Source organism: Pseudomonas sp. XP1 (assembly GCF_053557675.1).
In genome coordinates this window covers 8,897-27,782 of record NZ_JBNRIJ010000016.1, presented here as the reverse complement: position 1 = coordinate 27,782, position 18,886 = coordinate 8,897, and the positions used below count along the sequence as shown (strand labels likewise).

15 protein-coding genes and 2 tRNA genes are annotated in these 18,886 nt (G+C 63.5%); 11 read left to right on the top strand and 6 right to left on the bottom strand.

Annotated features, from left to right (window positions below; translation table 11 throughout):
- Positions 1 to 31 precede the first annotated feature (31 nt).
- Positions 32 to 1,747, top strand: coding sequence for a proline--tRNA ligase (locus ACK1U9_RS15480; protein WP_046616209.1), 1,716 nt, complete (start codon positions 32 to 34; stop codon positions 1,745 to 1,747).
- Between the two features lie 20 nt (positions 1,748 to 1,767).
- Positions 1,768 to 2,721 (top strand): lipoprotein, encoded by a 954-nt coding sequence (locus ACK1U9_RS15475; RefSeq protein ID WP_046616210.1) that lies wholly within the window; start codon positions 1,768 to 1,770, stop codon positions 2,719 to 2,721.
- Between the two features lie 27 nt (positions 2,722 to 2,748).
- Here ACK1U9_RS15475 and dinB read toward each other — a convergent pair whose 3' ends face one another.
- Positions 2,749 to 3,807, bottom strand: coding sequence for a DNA polymerase IV (gene dinB, locus ACK1U9_RS15470; RefSeq protein WP_178081787.1), 1,059 nt, complete (start codon positions 3,805 to 3,807; stop codon positions 2,749 to 2,751).
- A 220-nt stretch (positions 3,808 to 4,027) separates the two neighbouring features.
- Between dinB and ACK1U9_RS15465 the strand changes: the two genes are divergently transcribed.
- From ACK1U9_RS15465 to ACK1U9_RS15450, 4 genes are all read left to right on the top strand, one after another.
- Positions 4,028 to 4,104: transfer RNA gene (locus ACK1U9_RS15465), tRNA-Met, on the top strand.
- 134 nt (positions 4,105 to 4,238) lie between these two features.
- Positions 4,239 to 4,315: transfer RNA gene (locus tag ACK1U9_RS15460), tRNA-Met, on the top strand.
- Positions 4,316 to 4,574: 259 nt separating this feature from the next.
- Complete coding sequence (mprF, locus tag ACK1U9_RS15455) at positions 4,575 to 7,217, top strand: bifunctional lysylphosphatidylglycerol flippase/synthetase MprF (RefSeq protein ID WP_085600988.1); 2,643 nt, start codon at positions 4,575 to 4,577, stop codon at positions 7,215 to 7,217.
- Complete coding sequence (locus tag ACK1U9_RS15450; RefSeq protein ID WP_046616213.1) at positions 7,217 to 8,509, top strand: virulence factor family protein; 1,293 nt, start codon at positions 7,217 to 7,219, stop codon at positions 8,507 to 8,509. The genes mprF and ACK1U9_RS15450 overlap by 1 nt, the downstream gene beginning before the upstream one ends.
- Positions 8,510 to 8,573: 64 nt before the next feature.
- On the opposite strand, the gene ACK1U9_RS15445 is transcribed toward ACK1U9_RS15450, so the two are convergent.
- A complete protein-coding gene (locus ACK1U9_RS15445) occupies positions 8,574 to 10,484 on the bottom strand; it encodes a potassium transporter Kup (RefSeq protein ID WP_046616214.1) in 1,911 nt (636 codons plus the stop codon).
- 235 nt (positions 10,485 to 10,719) lie between these two features.
- Between ACK1U9_RS15445 and rimO the strand changes: the two genes are divergently transcribed.
- On the top strand, positions 10,720 to 12,051 hold the full coding sequence (gene rimO, locus ACK1U9_RS15440) for a 30S ribosomal protein S12 methylthiotransferase RimO (RefSeq protein ID WP_013973825.1): 1,332 nt from the start codon (positions 10,720 to 10,722) through the stop codon (positions 12,049 to 12,051).
- Between the two features lie 71 nt (positions 12,052 to 12,122).
- Here the strand turns inward: rimO and ACK1U9_RS15435 are convergent, their stop codons facing one another.
- From ACK1U9_RS15435 to ACK1U9_RS15420, 4 genes are all read right to left on the bottom strand, one after another.
- Positions 12,123 to 12,872 carry a hypothetical protein gene (locus tag ACK1U9_RS15435; RefSeq protein WP_108480106.1) on the bottom strand — a complete coding sequence of 250 codons (750 nt, stop codon included), beginning with the start codon at positions 12,870 to 12,872 and terminating at the stop codon, positions 12,123 to 12,125.
- 56 nt (positions 12,873 to 12,928) lie between these two features.
- A complete protein-coding gene (locus ACK1U9_RS15430) occupies positions 12,929 to 14,602 on the bottom strand; it encodes a DUF5666 domain-containing protein (RefSeq protein ID WP_108480105.1) in 1,674 nt (557 codons plus the stop codon).
- On the bottom strand, positions 14,599 to 15,444 hold the full coding sequence (locus ACK1U9_RS15425; protein WP_135002168.1) for a DUF6502 family protein: 846 nt from the start codon (positions 15,442 to 15,444) through the stop codon (positions 14,599 to 14,601). Before ACK1U9_RS15425 ends, ACK1U9_RS15430 begins: the two co-directional genes overlap by 4 nt.
- A gap of 143 nt (positions 15,445 to 15,587) precedes the next feature.
- On the bottom strand, positions 15,588 to 16,304 hold the full coding sequence (locus tag ACK1U9_RS15420; protein WP_449109993.1) for a hypothetical protein: 717 nt from the start codon (positions 16,302 to 16,304) through the stop codon (positions 15,588 to 15,590).
- 199 nt (positions 16,305 to 16,503) lie between these two features.
- Here ACK1U9_RS15420 and ACK1U9_RS15415 point away from each other — a divergent pair, with 199 nt between their 5' ends.
- The 4 genes from ACK1U9_RS15415 to tsaA all read left to right on the top strand — a co-directional run.
- A complete protein-coding gene (locus tag ACK1U9_RS15415) occupies positions 16,504 to 16,956 on the top strand; it encodes a GNAT family N-acetyltransferase (protein ID WP_108481168.1) in 453 nt (150 codons plus the stop codon).
- A gap of 77 nt (positions 16,957 to 17,033) precedes the next feature.
- Positions 17,034 to 17,744: an rRNA pseudouridine synthase gene (locus ACK1U9_RS15410; protein ID WP_046616220.1), complete on the top strand. Its 711-nt coding sequence runs from the start codon at positions 17,034 to 17,036 to the stop codon at positions 17,742 to 17,744.
- Positions 17,745 to 17,792: 48 nt separating this feature from the next.
- Complete coding sequence (locus ACK1U9_RS15405) at positions 17,793 to 18,254, top strand: YehS family protein (protein ID WP_013973832.1); 462 nt, start codon at positions 17,793 to 17,795, stop codon at positions 18,252 to 18,254.
- A gap of 6 nt (positions 18,255 to 18,260) precedes the next feature.
- The coding region (gene tsaA, locus ACK1U9_RS15400; protein ID WP_449109992.1) for a tRNA (N6-threonylcarbamoyladenosine(37)-N6)-methyltransferase TrmO at positions 18,261 to 18,886 on the top strand (626 nt) is incomplete at its 3' end.

Below are 18,886 nucleotides of genomic sequence, written 5' to 3'. Positions count from 1 at the left end.
TCAATGTCTTAGGCAATCGACACGGCTCACCATGCGCACCAGTCAATATTTGCTCGCCACCCAGAAAGAAACCCCTGCCGACGCAGTGGTCATCAGCCATCAGCTCATGCTGCGTGCCGGCATGATCCGCAAACTGGCCTCCGGCCTGTACACCTGGCTGCCGATGGGCTTGCGGGTGATGCGCAAGGTCGAGGCCGTGGTGCGTGAGGAAATGAACGCTGCCGGCGCCCTGGAAGTGCTGATGCCCAGCATCCAGCCCGCCGAGCTGTGGCAGGAATCCGGCCGCTGGGAACAGTACGGCCCCGAGCTGCTGCGCCTGAAGGACCGCCACCAGCGCGACTTCTGCGTTGGCCCGACCCACGAAGAAGTCATCACCGACCTGGCCCGCAACGAGCTGTCCAGCTATAAACAGCTGCCGCTCAACATGTACCAGATCCAGACCAAGTTCCGTGACGAGATCCGCCCGCGCTTCGGCCTGATGCGCGGCCGCGAGTTCATCATGAAGGACGCCTACTCGTTCCATGCCGACCAGGCTTCCCTGCAGGAAACCTACGACCGCATGCACCAGGCGTACAGCAACGTGTTCACCCGCCTGGGCCTGGACTTCCGCCCAGTGCAAGCCGACACCGGTTCCATCGGTGGCAGCTATTCGCACGAATTCCACGTACTGGCCGAGTCCGGCGAAGACGACGTGATCTTCAGCGACAGCTCCGACTACGCCGCCAACATCGAGAAGGCCGAGGCCATCCCGCGTGAAACCGTGCGCCCGGCTCCTACCGAGGAGCTGCGCCTGGTCGACACCCCGAACGCCAAGACCATCGCCCAACTGGTGGAAAACTTCGGCCTGCCGATCGAGAAAACCGTCAAGACCCTGATCGTGCGCGGTGCCGAGGAAGGCAAGCTGGTCGCCCTGATCGTACGGGGCGACCACGAACTGAACGAAATCAAGGCGGCCAAGCTGGAACAGGTTGCCGACCCGCTGGTCATGGCTACCGATGCCGAACTGCGCGAGGCCATCGGTGCCGGCGCCGGCTCGCTCGGCCCGCTGAACCTGCCGCTGGAAATCGTCATTGACCGCTCGGTTGCCCTGATGAGCGACTTCGGCATTGGCGCCAACATCGACGACAAGCACTACTTCGGCGTGAACTGGGAGCGCGACCTGCCGGTTCCACAGGTCGCCGACCTGCGAAACGTGGTCGAAGGCGACCCGAGCCCGGACGGCCAGGGCACCCTGGTGATCAAGCGCGGTATCGAAGTAGGCCACATCTTCCAGCTCGGCACCAAGTACAGCGAGGCACTGAAGTGCCAGGTACTGGGCGAGAACGGCAAACCGGTAACCCTTTCCATGGGCTGCTACGGCATCGGTGTGTCCCGCGTGGTCGCCGCTGCCATCGAGCAGAGCTATGACGACAAGGGCATCATCTGGAACGACGCCCTGGCCCCGTTCCAGATCGCCCTGGTACCGCTGCGCTACGAAACCGAGGTGGTTCGCGAGGCGACCGACAAGCTGTACGCCGAGCTGACTGCTGCCGGTTACGAAGTGCTGCTGGACGACCGTGACAAGAAGACCAGCCCAGGCATCAAGTTTGCCGACATGGAGCTGATCGGCATCCCGCACCGCATCGTTGTCAGCGATCGCGGCCTGGCCGAAGGCAACCTGGAGTACAAGCACCGCACCGAGCAGGACGCCCAGGCGTTGCCGCTCAATGAAGTGCTGACCTTCCTGCAGGCCCGCGTTCGCCGCTGATAACCAATGCACGAGTGATCATGTTCAAGCGAAGTACCTTTCCCCTGGGGGGCGCCGCACTGTGCGGCGCCCTGCTCGTCAGCGGCTGCGCCAACCAGATGTCCCAGCGCAGCGACCATGAGGAGCGCGTCGAGCGCAAACTGCTCGAGCACACCCTGCAGATCGATGTCGGCGAGCCGAAGGTGATGGAGCTTCCGCAACGACGTGTGCGCGTGCATGAGCAGAAACGCTTCGAAGTCACCGAGTACGAAGTCACCCGCAGCTATGACCGCTACACGCCTTACCAACCCTGGCGGGAGATCTACGAGATCCCGCTGGGTGCGGTGGCCGTGGTGGCGGGCGTGGGTGCCAACGTGGTCAATGTCTTCGCCCTGGGCAACCTGCCGGAAAGCATCACCCACGACTGGCTCAGCTACGGCGTGGACGGGCTCAACCCGTTCATGAACGTGCCGTCCAACGGCCGTGCCCAGCAGAACCTGGCCGGGATCAGCGAAGTGCAGAAAGGCAAGCGCGAGGAATCTACCAGCGTGCCCTGGAGCGAGCGCCTGGTCGAGGTCAAGGCCGGCAAGATGACTCACGAGCTGACCACCGACAGGAACGGCGTGCTGCGCCTGAACCTGCTCGACAGCCCGTTCTCCGAGCAGAACCTCAACCACATCGGTACCCTGCATCTGCAGGTGCTGGACGAGGACAACGCGGTACGTGGCAATGCCAGCCTGCTGGTCAGTGCCACCCTGCGCAGCAAGCTGCTCGAAGCCCATGAACTGATCTTCGATGACCTCGAAGATGACGATGTCGGCCAATGGGTACACCGGGTCAAGCGCTTGTCCGAACTGGGCCTGGAAGAGGAAGCCAGTGAAATGGAACAGAGCCTGATCGAACTGACGCGCAACGACCCGGAGTTGCAGCAGGAGTTTCTGCAGTCGCTGACCAAGGCCACTGGCCGGCTGGTGGCCGACCCAGGCGCGCAGTAACACGTTGGGGCTGCTTTGCGGCCCCTTTCATTTAGGCGGGAACAGCTCCAGCTGCTCATGCGCCCCGCGCAAGTCGCGCAACCTCACGCCTACACCCAGCAAGCGCACCGGCTTGCCACCACGGGCAAACGCCTGCCCCAGCAATTGTCGATAACTCTCCAGGTCCCTGCCCGCCCCCGCCTGCTCCATGGTGGTCTGGCTGAAGTCATGGAACTTGACCTTGACGAAGGGTTTTTCCGGCCGGTAACTGCTGTCCATGCGGGCGATACGCTCGTTCAGGCTTTCCAGCAGCTCGGGCAGCCGTGCCAGGCAACTGGCCAGGTCCGGCAGGTCGGTGTCGTAGGTGTTTTCCACGCTGACCGACTGCCGGCGGCTATCATTGTGCACCGCACGCTCATCGATACCCCGCGCCAGCCCCCACAAACGCTCGCCAAAGCTGCCGAACTCGCGCACCAGCGCCAGGCGCGACCATTCGCGCAGGTCCAGGCAGGTCTCGATACCCAACCGCGCCAGCTTGTCTGCCGTTACCTTGCCCACCCCATGCAACCTGGCTACCGGAAGGGCGGCGACGAATGCCTCCACGTCGCCCGGGGTAATCACGAACAGGCCATTGGGCTTGCGCCAGTCACTGGCGATCTTGGCCAGGAACTTGTTCGGCGCCACACCGGCCGAGACAGTGATATGCAGGGTGCGTGCGACCCGGCGACGGATATCCTCGGCAATGCGCGTGGCGCTGCCCGAGTACCACTGGCTGTCGCTCACATCCAGGTAGGCCTCGTCCAGCGACAGCGGCTCGATCAGCTCGGTGTAGTCGCGGAAGATCGTGTGGATTTCCCGCGAGGCCTCACGGTAGGCCTCGAAGCGCGGCTTGACGATAAGCAGGTCCGGGCACAGTTTCAGCGCGTGCCGCGACGACATGGCCGAACGCACGCCATAGGCACGCGCTTCATAGTTGCAGGTGGCGATCACCCCACGGTGGTCGGCCGAGCCCCCCACCGCCATGGGCCGCCCGGCCAGGCGCGGGTCGTCGCGCATCTCGATCGCGGCATAAAAGCAATCGCAGTCGACGTGGATGATCTTGCGCAAGGACATGAATGACCGTCAGCACTGTAAATTCATACAGATAGTATCGCATGCGCCTTCGGGGTATGCAGCCTGTGCGCGGCACTGGTCGATAATCGGCCTGAAAGCCCCGTCGCGCCTGAGCTGCGCGCCATATTCAAACGCTAAGAGTTTGAACAGGAAAGGTTTTTTCAGAAAAAAGCTTGACACTCACGGGTAAATCCGTAGAATTCGATCTCACAGGCGCGGGATGGAGCAGCCTGGTAGCTCGTCGGGCTCATAACCCGAAGGTCGTCGGTTCAAATCCGGCTCCCGCAACCAGATTCGAGAAAAGGCCACTGTTCACACAGTGGCCTTTTTCTTTTGCATCAAATAATGCGCTGAAAGAAATTTCAAAAAAATCAACGACTAGCGCTTGACATCCATTCTGGAAACTGTAGAATTCGCCCCACTGACGCGGGATGGAGCAGCCTGGTAGCTCGTCGGGCTCATAACCCGAAGGTCGTCGGTTCAAATCCGGCTCCCGCAACCATATTCGTCAGAACGAACCCCGCCTGTGTAACAGCAGCGCGGGGTTTGTTGCTTTTCCCCTCCCGACTTACGTCGTCCCCATTTCTCCGCCTTTAAGCCAACCTACAGGCTTGAAAGGTCGCTCCCAGGATGAACTATCTTTAACCCTGCCAAGTGGCTGAAAACGCTTGAGGCCGGAGTAACATTGGATACGTTCACCTAAGGGACTTTCACTTGGCCACACTTTTCCCTCACCTCGCGCTGCAAGGCCGGGGCAATCCATGACTTCCCACAACCCCGAACCACCGGTGCCGCTTGCCTCGGCGCTGCCCGGTGCTGTGCAACGCCTGCCCTTGCTGGAACGCTTGAGCCGCTACCGCCAGCCGATCGGCCTGGTAGTGACCCTGGTGTTGTTCACCATGGCCTTGATCGCCTGCCGCCACCTGTTGAGTGAATTGGACATCTATGCCTTGCACGATGCCATGCTCAGCGTACCGACCCAGTCGTTACTTGGCGCCTTGCTGGCTACCGTGCTCGGTTTCGTTGTCCTGCTGGGCTACGAGTGGTCGGCCAGCCGCTATGCCGGCGTGAAGCTGCCGGTGAGCAGCCTGGTGCTGGGCGGCTTCAGCGCCTTTGCCATCGGCAACGCCATCGGCCTGTCGATGCTTTCGGGCGGTTCGGTGCGCTATCGCCTGTATGCACGCCAGGGGGTTGGCGCAGGTGAAGTTGCACGGATGACCGTTTTTGCCAGCCTGTCATTGGGCTGCGCGCTGCCGCCCCTGGCCGCCTTGGCGACCTTGAGCGACCTGCCGGCGGCGTCTGCCGCACTGGGTTTGGCGCCTGGCTTGCTGGCGGGTGCCTCAATAGCCGTGCTGCTGGCATGCAGCGTGCTGGTGTTCGGGTTGTACCGCCGACGCTTGGCTGAGCAACCACTGGCCAACAGCCTGCTGGTACAACTGGGCCGCCGCACGCTTCGCCTGCCGGGCGCACGCCTGGCCGCCCTGCAATTGCTGATCACCGCACTGGATGTCGCCGCTGCCGCCACCGTGCTGTATCTGCTGCTGCCCGAAGCACCACCGTTCGGTGCCTTTGTCCTGGTGTACCTGCTGGCCTTGGCTGCAGGTGTGCTCAGCCACGTACCGGGCGGCGTCGGGGTATTCGAAGCGATCCTGCTGGCGGCTTTTGCCGACCAACTCGGCGCGGCACCACTGGCAGCGGCCCTGCTGCTGTATCGGCTGATCTACGTGGTGCTGCCGCTGCTGCTGGCCTGCGTGCTGCTGCTGGCCAACGAGGCCCGACGGCTGCTGTTCGCGCAACAGGCAATCAAGGCCGCTTCCGGGCTGGCCGCGCCGATCCTGTCGATCCTGGTGTTCCTGTCCGGGGTGGTGCTGCTGTTCTCCGGGGCCACGCCCGAGATCGACACCCGCCTGGAGCACATGGGGTTCCTGGTGCCGCACCGCCTTATCGATGCCTCGCATTTCGGCGCCAGCCTGATCGGCGTGCTTTGCCTGCTGCTGGCCCAGGGCCTGCGCCGGCGCCTGTCCGCCGCCTGGCTGCTGACCACCGTGCTGTTGCTGGTCGGCGCCCTGCTGTCGCTGCTCAAGGGCTTCGATTGGGAAGAGGCCTGCCTGCTGACTTTCACTGCCGCCCTGCTCGCTCTGTTCCGCCGTTCCTTCTACCGCCCCAGCCGTTTGCTCGAGTTGCCGTTCTCGCCGGTGTTTCTGGTGGCCAGCGCCTGTGTGGTCGGCGCATCGGTTTGGTTGTTGCTGTTCGCCTACCAGGATGTGCCCTACAGCCATCAGCTGTGGTGGCAGTTCACCCTCGACGCCGATGCCCCACGGGGCCTGCGCGCCGCCATGGGCAGCGCAGTGCTGCTGGCGGCCGTGGCCCTGACCTGGCTGCTGCGCACCGCACCACCGGTGATCCACCTGCCAGACGAAGAGGAGTTGCTGCGTGCCAACCGTATTCTGCTGGCCTCCGACCAGCCCGATGGCGGCCTGGCCCTGACCGGCGACAAGGCGCTGCTGTTCCACCCTCGCGACAACGCATTCCTGATGTACGCCCGTCGCGGTCGCAGCCTGGTAGCCCTGTACGACCCGATCGGCCCGGCCCAGGAGCGTGCCGAGATGATCTGGCAGTTCCGCGACCTGTGCGACCTGCACCATGCCCGCCCGGTGTTCTATCAGGTGCGGGCCGAGAACCTACCGTTCTACATGGACATCGGCCTGACCGCACTGAAGCTGGGCGAAGAAGCCCGGGTCGACTTGCGCCGTTTCGACCTCGAAGCCAAGGGCAAGGAAATGAAGGACCTGCGCTACACCTGGAACCGCGGCGGCCGTGACGGCCTGAGCCTGGAAATTCACGAACCCGGGCATGCCCCGCTGGCAGAGCTGAAGGAAATCTCCGACGCCTGGCTTGGCGGCAAGAATGTGCGCGAGAAAGGCTTCTCGCTGGGGCGCTTCAGCCCTGAATATCTGCAGCACTTCCGCATTGCCCTGATCCGCTTCCAGGGCCGCCCGGTGGCTTTCGCCAACCTGCTGGAAACCCATGGCAACGAACTGGCCAGCCTCGACCTGATGCGTGCACACCCCGAGGCGCCGAAGCTGACCATGGAGTTCATGATGATCGGCCTGATCCTGCACTACAAAAGCCATGACTACGCCCGCTTCAGCCTGGGCATGGTGCCGCTTTCCGGCCTGCAGCCGCGGCGTGGCGCGCCCTTGACTCAGCGCCTTGGCTCGATGGTGTTCCGCCGTGGCGAGCAGTTGTACAACTTCCAGGGGCTTCGACGCTTCAAGGACAAGTTCCAACCGGACTGGGAACCCCGCTACATGGCCGTGCCGGCCGGGCTCGACCCGCTGGTGGCACTGGCCGACACCGCCGCCCTGATCGCAGGCGGCCTGACTGGATTGGTGAAACGTTGATGACCCGACGCTTTTGGCTGTACCTGCTGGTGCCCCTGCTTTTATCCGCCCTGGGAGGCGCGCTGGCGTTCTGGCTATGGACGCGCCCGGCACCCGAGGCGCACCTGGAACAATTGAGCATCAATGACACCCACATCACCCGTGTGACCCCTGGGGTACACCCCAAGGTTCGAGTGGCCATCGGTGTACCCCAGGACCAGGCGCTGACCGACAGGCAACTGCTGGACCTGGCCCAGGCTGGCGAAGCGCAACTGGTGCAGGTGATCCTGCCGCCCAACGACTGCAGCAAGCAACAACAGGCCATGGACCAGGCCATGGGCCAGTTGCCAGAGAAACCGACCCTGGTCGCCGGTATCGGCCCTGGTGCCGCCCAGGCCTGGCGCTGGCTGGCCAGCCAGAACAACGACAAGGCGCGGGCAATTTCCGTGGACTTCAGCCTGGAACAACCCGGCTGCCAGGCAGCGCTGCCGAAGTCGGCCGCGCACGGCCACTGGAACGTCGCCTGGAACGACAACCCGGATGACGCCAGCGCCGCCTTCGTACGCGACCAGGCCAATGCCGAAACCAGTATCAGCGACTATGACATCCACCTGCCACAAGTGCTCAAGGCCCAGCTGACCCAGGCCCTGGTCGGCCACGACGGCAACGCCCTCGCCATCCCGGTGGTCGAGGTACCAGCCGGGCAGACCACCGACACGGTCACCCTGTTCCTTTCCGGTGACGGCGGCTGGCGAGACCTGGACCGCGACGTGGCCGGTGAAATGGCCAAGCTTGGCTACCCGGTGGTCGGCATTGATACGCTGCGCTACTACTGGCAGCACAAGACCCCGGAACAAAGCGCCGCCGACCTGTCCGAGCTGATGCAGCACTACCGGCAGAAGTGGGGCACCAAGCGCTTCGTGCTGACCGGCTATTCATTCGGTGCCGACGTGCTGCCGGCGATCTACAACCGTCTGCCGGCCGAGGACCAGCAACGTATCGACGCGGTGATGTTGCTGGCCTTTGCCCGCAGCGGCAGCTTCGAGATCGAAGTCGAAGGCTGGCTGGGCAAGGAAGGCCAGGAAGCGCCAACCGGGCCGGAAATGGCCAGGCTGCCTGCTTCCAAGGTGGTGTGCGTGTATGGTGTGGAAGAAACCGACGAGAGCGGTTGCACCGACAAGACTGCGGTGGGTGAACGCCTGAAGCTGCCGGGGGGGCACCACTTCGACGAAAACTACCCGGCACTGGCCAAGCGCTTGATTGGCGAGATCGAGACGCGCCAGGGCAAGTCGAGTGTGGCGGCACAGAACTGATAGCCTTGGGTAAACCCGCTCCTACAGGCTACGCGATCGATGTAGGAGCGGCCTTGGCGCAGGTTCAAATCTCGACCTGGGTCCCCAGCTCGATTACCCGGTTCAGCGGCAGGTTGAAGAAGCGCAAATTGCCGTTGGCATTCTTCAGCAGAAACGCGAACAGGTTGCCCCGCCAGCGCGACATGCCCTCCAGCCGTGAGGCGATCACGGTCTCGCGGCTGAGGAAGAAGGTGGTGCGCATCGGGCTGAAGTCCAGGTCTTCCAGGTGACACAGCTTCAACGCCGCCGGCACGTCCGGTTCGTCCATGAAGCCGAAGTGCAGCAACACGCGGAAGAACCCGTCGCCATAGGCCTCCACTTCAAAGCGTTCCTGCTCCGGTACCCGTGGCCGGTCCTCGCTGACCACCGTCAACAGCACCACCTGGCTGTGCAGCACCTGGTTATGCAGCATGTTGTGCAACAGCGCATGGGGCACCGCATCGGAGCGCGCCGTCAGAAACACCGCAGTGCCTTCGACCCGGTGCGGCGGCTGAATGCGGATACTGCTGATGAACAGCTGCAGCGGCAGCGCGCCTTCGTCGATGCGCTCCATCAGGATCTGCTTGCCGCGCTTCCAGGTGCTCATCAACAGGAACAGCACAGCGCCGGCCAAGACCGGGAAGGCCCCGCCCTGGATGATCTTCGGCACGTTGGCGGCAAAGAACAGCCCATCCACAAACAGGAAACCCAGCAGGATCGGCACCGCCAGCACCGGTGGCCACTTCCACAGCAGCAACATCACCGCCGAGACCAGGAGGGTGGTCATCAGCATGGTACCGGTCACCGCCACGCCGTAGGCTGCCGCCAGGGCGCCGGACGACCCGAAGCCGATCACCAGCAGCACCACGCCAACCATCAGCGCCCAGTTCACCGCACCGATGTAGATCTGCCCCTGCTCGTCGCTTGAGGTGTGCTGGATCTGCATGCGTGGTATGTAGCCCAGCTGGATGGCCTGGCGGGTCAGGGAGAAGGCCCCCGAGATCACCGCCTGCGAGGCGATCACTGTGGCCATGGTGGCCAACGCGACCAACGGCAGCAGTGCCCAGCCCGGCGCCAGCAGGTAGAAGGGGTTACGTGCCGCCTCCGGGTTCTGCAGCAGTATCGCGCCCTGGCCAAAGTAGTTGAGCACCAGCGCCGGCAGCACCAGAAGGAACCAGGCGCGGGCGATCGGCTTGCGGCCAAAGTGGCCCATGTCGGCGTAAAGCGCCTCGGCACCGGTCAGCGCCAGCACCACCGCGCCGAGGATGGCCACGCCCATGCCGGGGTGAACCACGAAGAAGTTCACCGCCCAGACCGGGTTGAATGCCTTGAGTACCTCCGGGCTCTGCGAGATGCCATGCACACCCAGCACGCCCAGCGCCACGAACCAGGTGACCATGATCGGGCCGAACAGCTTGCCGATCTTCTCGGTGCCGTGCTTCTGCACCAGGAACAGCGCCACCAGCACCACCAGCGAAATCGGCACCACCCAGTGATCGATGCCTTCGAAGGCCAGCCCCATGCCCTCCACCGCCGACAGCACCGACACCGCCGGGGTGATCATGCTGTCGCCATAGAACAGCGAAGCGCCGATCAACCCGCACACCACCATCAGCGTACGCAACCTCGGATAGGCCGCCGTCGCCCGCCGCGCCAGTGCAGTCAGTGCCATGGTGCCGCCCTCGCCCTGGTTGTCGGCGCGCAGGATGAACATCACGTACTTGAACGACACCACCCACAACAACGACCACAGGATCAGCGACAGGATCCCCAGCACGCCGTCATGGTTGACCGGTACTCCGTACCCGCCGCTGAAGACCTCCTTGAGGGTATACAACGGGCTGGTGCCGATATCGCCATAAACCACCCCGACCGCCGCCACGAGCAGGCTCACCGACCGCGTCGCGCCCTGCTTCCCCTCGTGCCCGCCCTCGGCGTGACTGCTTGCCTGAACCATCGACCACTCCCGCAGACGGCCTTGCAAGGCCAGTAGAATTCCCCATGCGCCAGGTGATACTGGTACCCCCGACACAATGGCGCGAAGCATAGCGCAGCGTTCGTCGCATTTCTGCTGGTCAAGCGACCCTGCGCTCGCTAGAATTGCGCACTTTTTGATCAGAGGCGCCAAAAGCGCCCGTCAAGATCGCCCCCGATTCCGGTCGGGCGACCTGCATTCAATACCGAGGTTAGTCATGTCCACCACGCCCGCCACCCCCAAGGTAGGTTTCGTAAGCCTGGGTTGCCCAAAAGCCCTGGTCGATTCCGAGCGCATCCTGACCCAGCTGCGCATGGAAGGCTATGAAGTCGTGCCCACCTACGAGGACGCCGACGTGGTGGTGGTCAACACCTGCGGCTTCATCGACAGCGCCAAGGCCGAGTCGCTGGAAGTGATCGGCGAAGCGATCAAGGAAAACGGCAAGGTCATCGTCACCGGCTGCATGGGTGTCGAGGAAGGCAGCATTCGTGACGTGCACCCGAGCGTGCTGTCGGTGACCGGCCCGCAGCAGTACGAGCAGGTGGTCAATGCCGTGCACGAAGTAGTGCCGCCACGCCAGGACCACAACCCGCTGATCGACCTGGTGCCGCCGCAAGGCGTCAAGCTGACCCCGCGCCACTATGCGTACCTGAAGATTTCCGAAGGCTGCAACCACAGCTGCAGCTTCTGCATCATCCCGTCGATGCGCGGCAAGCTGGTCAGCCGCCCGGTCGGCGAAGTGCTGAGCGAGGCCGAGCGCCTGGTCAAGGCCGGGGTCAAGGAAATCCTGGTGATTTCCCAGGACACCAGCGCCTACGGCGTCGACGTCAAGTACAAGACCGACTTCTGGAACGGCCGCCCGGTCAAGACCCGCATGCTCGAGCTGTGCGAAGCACTGAGCAGCCTGGGTGCCTGGGTACGCCTGCACTACGTGTACCCGTACCCGAACGTCGACGACGTGATCCCGCTGATGGCCGCCGGCAAGATCCTGCCGTACCTGGACATCCCGTTCCAGCACGCCAGCCCGAAAGTGCTCAAGGCCATGAAGCGCCCGGCCTTCGAAGACCGCACCCTGGCACGTATCAAGAACTGGCGCGAGCAGTGCCCGGAGCTGGTGATTCGCTCCACCTTCATCGTCGGCTTCCCGGGCGAGACCGAAGAAGACTTCCAGTACCTGCTGGACTGGCTGACCGAAGCCCAGCTGGACCGCGTGGGCTGCTTCCAGTACTCGCCGGTGGAAGGCGCCCCGGCCAACGACCTGGGCCTGGAAGAAGTGCCGGACGACGTCAAGCAGGATCGCTGGGACCGCTTCATGGCCCACCAGCAGGCCATCAGCGCCGCCCGCCTGCAGCTGCGCATCGGCAAGGAAATCGACGTGCTGATCGATGAAGTGGAAGAGCAAGGTTCGGTTGGCCGCAGCTTCTTCGATGCCCCGGAAATCGACGGCAGCGTGTTCATCGATGGCGACCACGGCTTCAAGCCGGGTGACAAGGTGCGTTGCCGCGTGGTGGATGCCGACGAATACGACATGTGGGCTGAACCCATCTAAGGCAGCTGCATACTGAAAAGCCCCTGCCCCGCCACTCCCCACAAGGAACTGCCGGGCCAGGGGCTTTTTCGTCAGAACGCGTGAAAAAGCATCAGGCCGCCTTCTGCATCCGGGCTGGCATCCGAGAAGCCTTTGACTGCATAGAGTTGCACTTTCCACTGCTGGTTGAGCTTGTGTGTCAGGAACAGGGTAAGTTCCTTGATCTGCGCGCCCGTCGAGACGACCTTCTGCCGCCAGTCATAGGAGGCACCCGCGGAAGTGCCTGCAGCCACGGGCATGGCGAAGCCGAGACTGGCAAATATTGGGTCGTCGAAATCGCTGTCGGGCGGATCGCCGAACTTCTTCCAGCCCAGGGTCGCGAAGCCGGTCACCGGGCCAAGGGCCTTGGCGATGTCTACCTGGCCGGTGTAGTCGTATTCACCGGTGCCCAGGCACTGGTCTTCATCGGCAGTGGGGAATTTGACCTTGCCGATCAGGTCCAGCATCAGGCCGCCGTCACTGCCATCGAGCAGGGCATAACCGGCGCTGGCAACCGTGTCTCCCAGCCCGCTTTCCACATCCCGGCAGCCACCGGGCAAGGGGTCACCATTCGGGCCCACTTCAGGGTTGGTGATGCGCAGCCAGGGCACTGTGACCTTGTAGGTCATTGGGCCGGTTTCATACTTGCCGACCACGGGGATGTACCAGATTTCCGAGGTTGTACCCGTGCCATAGTCGCCACTTGAATAGTCCATGCCCATGGCGGCGCTGAAGGTATCGCCCAGCACCGACGCGCTGGCGCAACACAGCAAACAGGCAAAAAGAGGGAGCGTGGGTTTCATCTGCACCTCGATATCCCCGGACGGGAAAGGTGATGGCACCTACCCAGCCTAGTTGCCTAATGCCCGGATCGCTCTGGATGCTCCACTTTTTCGACTTTCTCTACTGTCTCAGGCCTTTCGACCTTCTCGACTTTTTCTACTTTTTCGATTTTCTCAGGCTTTTCGATCTTCTCAACCTTTTCGGGCCTCTCGGTTTTCTCGATCTTCTCGATCTTCTCGACCTTTTCGGGCTTTTCGGACTTCTCGACTTTTTCTACTTTCTCTACCTTTTCAAGCTTCTCTGCTTTTTCAATCTTTTCCACCTTTTCAAGCTCGACCTTCTCTACCCGGTCAGAGCTTCCACTATTGCTGCTCTCGGGTTGCTCCACGGTGTCGACATGCTCCGACTTTCCGGACTTGTCCACGCTTTCAGCACTGTCCCGACCACTGGAATCGTCAACACCGCCGTGTCCGCTGTGATCATCGCTGCTTTCGATGCGATCACTGGTCGCATCGCGGCCGCCATGCCCGCTATCGCCGGAACCCTCAGCGTCACGGGTACCGTGTTCGCTGCCACGCCCCGAACGCCCTCTGTCCGGGTTGTCGGCACGGTCGTCGTGGAACTCCACGCGGGTTGCCCGCAGCTCGTGCTTGCCACTGAACACCCCGCTCACCCGCACACGTTGATCGAGCGCCAATGCCGCGGGCTGCTTGCCGACGATCACGGTGCCCTGCCCCAGCGTCACCTTGATACCTGCCACCACCAGTTGCTGAGCGTGGCTGCGCTGCACCAGCCCCTCGATCACCGCCGCCTGCACACGGCCAGCAAAAGGCAGGCTCGGGTCTGGGCGGGTTTGCGCCACTTCCAGCTGGCGTCCGGTCCACTGGCCACGTACCAGCACTTCCCGTGCGGGTGCCACACGGGTCCCCAGCTTCAGCCCCTGTAGGCTGCCGGCACGGTCAACCGCACCGATGGCACTGGCTTCCCTGAGCCCCGGCGCCCGTTCGATACGGCTGGCTACCACTTCGCCCCTGGCATCGCGCAGGCCACTGACCCTGACCGGCTCGCCCGGGCGCAACCCTTCAGCCACCCGCGCCCCTGCAGCAAGCCGCACAGGTTGGCCCATGACCCGCAGAGGGGCCGAAGCATTGGGCAGTGCCGTCAGCGGCCCTTCGTAAACGTTGAGGATCGAGATGCGCCCTGCTTGCAGGCCGCGTTTGCCGGCAAATGCCTCCACCGCGACAACCTGGCCGATTGCCAGGTGAGCGCTACTGGCAGGCGCACCGTTTTCACTCACCGGCACGTCCTTGCCAAAGTGCACTTCCAGGCCATTGACGCAGATCGAGGCGAACCCGGTAATGGTGCCGACAATGCCGGTACCACCGGTACCGCCCGGGCGCAGGATCGGTGCACCGGTACCGCCTGCCCCGCCGTGATCGATGAAGGTGCCGTCCACACCGTCGGCCACCGCGCCGGTCCCGCCCGTGCCGCCGGGACGCTGCGGCAGCGGCGCACCGGTGCCACCCACTCCGCCGTTTTCGCTGCGTACGCCGGTACCACCGACACCGCCCGTCCTGGCCCCGGTACCACCAATACCGCCTGGGAACTGCAAGCCCGCCGCCCCCGCCATACCCACTTCGTCACGGCTGACACATACCGGTGCTGCGGCCACTTCAGCAGGCGCCACCAGGTTCAACCCGAAACCCAGGACCAGTGTGACGACACTGAGGCAGCGTGCGAGGGAAGTCATGGGTCTGGAGTCTTCGACAAACCGGGGTCGGTAGTTTCAGTGTAGAAATAAAGCCCGACCGTGATGCGCTGACGTTCCTCGGCGCTGGGCACATCGGCATCTTCCAGCTCTGCTGCGAGCCGGCTGAAGGCAAGCAGCATCTGCATGCCGTCCTTGTCCACCGTTGCACGCAAATGGTCGACGCTGGCCGGGCTCAAGGCGTCATAGTGCACACTGCGCTCAAAGAACGGCTGGCCGCCCCCACTCAGGTTGTGCACTGCTGCGCAGGCATGGTCATGCAGGTTGTGGCCAAAGTAAGCGGCCTTTTCGTCGAAGCCTTTCTGCGGCACGAATGCCTGGGCCTGCAGGTGAACACAGTCCTGGTCGTCGAGCCGGACGATACCCAGGCGCAACCACTCATCCAGCACAACCCGCCCGCGGATGTCGGTGCTGATCTTCGCCACCAGGGCATCGAAGGAACAATCGCCGCCAACGCTCGCCAGGCGCGGCAACGGCAGCGCCTGGCCAGGCGCCGAGCAGAACGGCTTGCCGGTGGTCCACATATTGACCAACTGTGCACCTAACGTGATGTTTTCCGGCAGTGCTGCGAGCGATGTGCCCCCTTCGCTGCGCAAACGCCGGACATCCTTGCGATGCACGCCTGTGAGCAGGCTGATGCGGCTGTCGGTCGGTACCGTACCGTCCAGGCGAAACTCGCGGTGGGCCACATCGACGAACACTTCCTTGAGCAGGTCGGCGAACATCGTGTAGGTGACCCCTTTGCGCAGCATCAGGCGCACCAGAGGACGCATGACACGCCGCAGTGCGCTTAACATCGAAGGGGGGATGGTAGGCGATTGCATTGAGCGCATTCCTTGACAGATGAACCCAGTATACGACGCGGGAAAAGATCCCACACCAACTGTGACCATATCCCGGACGAGATGAGGGATAGTCGTCGGCGCTCATTGCATTCGCGTTGAGTGGGGCTGCCGTTCAGCGCCAGTCAGCTCCTGCTGTTGTCATCACCCGGTTCGCCTGCGGCATGCTCACCGCGGTCATCACCCGGTTCGCCACCCAGATGATCGCCACGATCATCACCAGGTTCACCACCAACGTGATTGCCGTGGTCATCGCCAGGCTCACCGCCAACATGATTGCCATGATCGTCCCCGGCCTCACCGCCAACGTGATTGCCATGATCGTCACCGGGCTCGCCGCCAACGTGATTGCCGTGATCGTCCCCAGGCTCACCGCCAACGTGATTGCCATGATCATCACCCGCCTCAGCGTGGTTGCCGCTGCGCCCAGAGTTCGAGGAGCCGTCATGGCCGCGCCCACTGTTGCCGGCATGGCCATCTCCATCTCCGCCAGCGCCGTGGCCACCGCCTTCACCGCCATGGCCACCACCGCTACCACCGTGACCACCGCCGCCACCGCCATGGCCACCACCGCCGCCACCGTGACCACCGCCACCACCATGGCCACCACCGCCGCCACCGTGACCACCGCCACCGCCATGGCCACCACCGCCGCCACCGTGACCACCACCGCCACCATGGCCTCCGCCACCGCCTCCGTGACCACCTCCGCCGCCACCATCCTTGGCATAGGCGCTGGAACCACTGGATATCGAGTCTGGGATCAGAACAATGGAAGTCGATAGCACGCCAGCAACGGCAACCGCCAATAGCGCCTTTTTGAACAGCACATGGATTTGCATATTTCGTCTCCAGGTCGTCGCCATGAGAAACGCCAGATCGAACCGGAATCTTGTGTTCGGTTCCTGCTTTTTCTTCTGTGGGAATTTTTCCCACGACAAAGTAATAGACTGCGGCCCCCCGACGTTCAAGCAACGCCCGGAGAAGCCGACCGGCGGTTGCCCTGCTATGTTTGCCTTACCGTCATGGAGGAACACCGGCATGCATTCGGTACTGACGCTGCAAACCCCGCGCTTTAGTGACTACGGCGAACTGGTACAGGTGTGGGAGGACTCGGTACGCGCCACCCACGACTTCCTGCCGGATTGCTACATCGTCTTGCTGCGCGACCAGGTGCTGCGTCGCTACCTTGATGCAGTGATGTTGATCTGCTGCAAGGACCGCCAGCGCATCTGCGGCTTCGCCGGGGTCGCCAACGGGCGCGTGGACATGCTGTTCGTCGCACCGGATTACCGTGGCAAAGGGGTCGGCAAGCGCCTGCTGCACTATGCGATCGACGAACTCAATGCCGAGCGCCTGGACGTCAATGAACAGAACCAACAAGCCTTGGGCTTCTATTTGCATGAAGGCTTCGAGGTGATCGGCCGTTCGGAAACCGACGGCCTGGGGCAACCCTACCCGCTGCTGCACCTGCGCCTGCGCAAAACGGCGTAAATGGAACAGATTCCCAGCCCCTCTGCCGCGCGGGCAGGTACAATGCAGGTCTTTCCCTGCCTTTGCGAATCGCCGTCATGTCCGAACCCGTCCGCCTGTCCAAACGCCTTATCGAGCAGCTTGGCTGCTCCCGCCGCGAGGCCGAGTTGTACATTGAAGGCGGCTGGGTCACGGTCGATGGCGTGGTGGTCGAGCAACCGCAGTTCAAGGTCGAGCAGCAGCGCGTCGAACTGCTACCTGGTGCCCGTGCCGAAACGCTGGAACCGGTAACCCTGCTGCTGAACCAGCCGGCCAGCCTGGACAGCGAAACCGCCCGCGCAAGCATGAACATGGGCAGCCTCAGCGAAGCCCACCGCGAAGGTGTTCGCGCACTGCACGGGCATTTTGCCCGGCAGGCTTGCGTGGCGCCGCTGGAGCGCGGTGCCAGCGGCCTGCAGGTATTCACCCAGGACTGGCGGGTAACCCGCAAGATCGACGCCGACCTGCGCCGCCTGGAACAGGAATTCATCGTTGAAGTACGCGGCGAGACCACGCCCCAGGCGCTGGAACGCCTGGCGCGCGGTGCCACCCGCAATGACCGCGAGCTGCCCAAAGCCAAGGCCAGCTGGCAGAACGAGACCCACCTGCGCATGGCCCTGAAAAATCCGCAGCCAGGGCAGATCGCCGAGCTGTGCGCCTATCTGCGCCTGGAGCTGGTGGGCATGCGCCGCATTCGCCTGGGTGGCGTGTCGATGGGCAAGTTGCCCCTGGGCCAGTGGCGCTACCTGGCCGCTACCGAACGTTTCTAAGCAATACGCCGCGCCGCAGGTGCGGCACCTGAACAGGATTCTGCAACAATGAACCACAACGACGTCCTGCGCAGCCTGCGCTACATGCTCAAGGTGAATGACGCCAAGATGGCCGAAATCATCGGGCTATCCGGCCTCGACGTGCATCCCCTGGTGCTGGCCACCTACCTGAAGAAGGAAGACGAGGAAGGCTTCGTGCGTTGCCCTGAACGGGTCATGGCGCACTTTCTCGACGGCCTGGTGATCCACCGTCGCGGCAAGGATGACAGCCGCCCGCCGCAGCCGATCGAGCTGCCGGTGACCAACAACCTCATCCTCAAGAAGCTGCGGGTAGCCTTCGAGCTCAAGGAAGACGACCTGCATGCGATCCTCAAGTCGGTCAACTTCCCGGTCAGCAAGCCCGAGCTCAGCGCGCTGTTCCGCAAGGCCGGCCATGACAACTACCGCCCGTGCGGCGACCAGCTGCTGCGCAACTTCCTCAAGGGCCTGACCCTGCGCGTGCGCGGCTGATTGGCCATGCAGCATACGGTTACCCCGGTCGGCATCATCCGCTCCTGTTTCAAGGAGAAGTTCGCCATCCCGCGCCAGCCGCAACTGGCGCCCGCTGCACGCGGCGTGCTCGAGCTGCTGCCGCCGTTCGACCAGGGCGATGCGGTCGAAGGGCTGGAGCAGGTCAGCCATGTCTGGCTGCTGTTCCTGTTCCACCAGGCACTGGAAGACAAACCCCGCCTGAAGGTGCGGCCACCACGCCTGGGGGGCAACAAGAGCATGGGGGTGTTCGCCACCCGCGCTACTCACCGGCCCAATGGCATCGGCCAGTCAGTGGTACGCCTGGAAGGCGTCGAGCCAGGGCGCCTGCTGTTGTCTGGCATCGACCTGCTCGACGGTACGCCGGTGCTGGACATCAAGCCGTATGTGCCGTACGCCGACAGCATCGCTGGCGCCAGCAACCAGATGGCCAACCAAGCACCTGCCGCGATCGCCGTGCAGTGGGGCGACAACGCCCTGCCCCAGGCCCGCGAACATGCACTGCGCCTGGGTGAACCGCTGGTCGAACTGATCGAGCAATGCCTGGCGCAGGACCCACGGCCGGCCTACCAGGTGCCGCCGGCCGAGCGGGTGTATGGGGTGAAGTTCTGGGA

What these genes read in the sequence shown, in the direction of transcription:
- ACK1U9_RS15480 (WP_046616209.1), top strand. Translation starts at nt 32, where the DNA reads ATGCGCACCAGTCAATATTTGCTCGCCACCCAGAAAGAAACCCCTGCC.
- ACK1U9_RS15475 (WP_046616210.1), top strand. Translation starts at nt 1,768, where the DNA reads ATGTTCAAGCGAAGTACCTTTCCCCTGGGGGGCGCCGCACTGTGCGGC.
- mprF (WP_085600988.1), top strand. Translation starts at nt 4,575, where the DNA reads ATGACTTCCCACAACCCCGAACCACCGGTGCCGCTTGCCTCGGCGCTG.
- ACK1U9_RS15450 (WP_046616213.1), top strand. Translation starts at nt 7,217, where the DNA reads ATGACCCGACGCTTTTGGCTGTACCTGCTGGTGCCCCTGCTTTTATCC.
- ACK1U9_RS15445 (WP_046616214.1), bottom strand. Translation starts at nt 10,484, where the DNA reads ATGGTTCAGGCAAGCAGTCACGCCGAGGGCGGGCACGAGGGGAAGCAG.
- rimO (WP_013973825.1), top strand. Translation starts at nt 10,720, where the DNA reads ATGTCCACCACGCCCGCCACCCCCAAGGTAGGTTTCGTAAGCCTGGGT.
- ACK1U9_RS15435 (WP_108480106.1), bottom strand. Translation starts at nt 12,872, where the DNA reads ATGAAACCCACGCTCCCTCTTTTTGCCTGTTTGCTGTGTTGCGCCAGC.
- ACK1U9_RS15430 (WP_108480105.1), bottom strand. Translation starts at nt 14,602, where the DNA reads ATGACTTCCCTCGCACGCTGCCTCAGTGTCGTCACACTGGTCCTGGGT.
- ACK1U9_RS15425 (WP_135002168.1), bottom strand. Translation starts at nt 15,444, where the DNA reads ATGCAATCGCCTACCATCCCCCCTTCGATGTTAAGCGCACTGCGGCGT.
- ACK1U9_RS15420 (WP_449109993.1), bottom strand. Translation starts at nt 16,304, where the DNA reads ATGCAAATCCATGTGCTGTTCAAAAAGGCGCTATTGGCGGTTGCCGTT.
- ACK1U9_RS15415 (WP_108481168.1), top strand. Translation starts at nt 16,504, where the DNA reads ATGCATTCGGTACTGACGCTGCAAACCCCGCGCTTTAGTGACTACGGC.
- ACK1U9_RS15410 (WP_046616220.1), top strand. Translation starts at nt 17,034, where the DNA reads ATGTCCGAACCCGTCCGCCTGTCCAAACGCCTTATCGAGCAGCTTGGC.
- ACK1U9_RS15405 (WP_013973832.1), top strand. Translation starts at nt 17,793, where the DNA reads ATGAACCACAACGACGTCCTGCGCAGCCTGCGCTACATGCTCAAGGTG.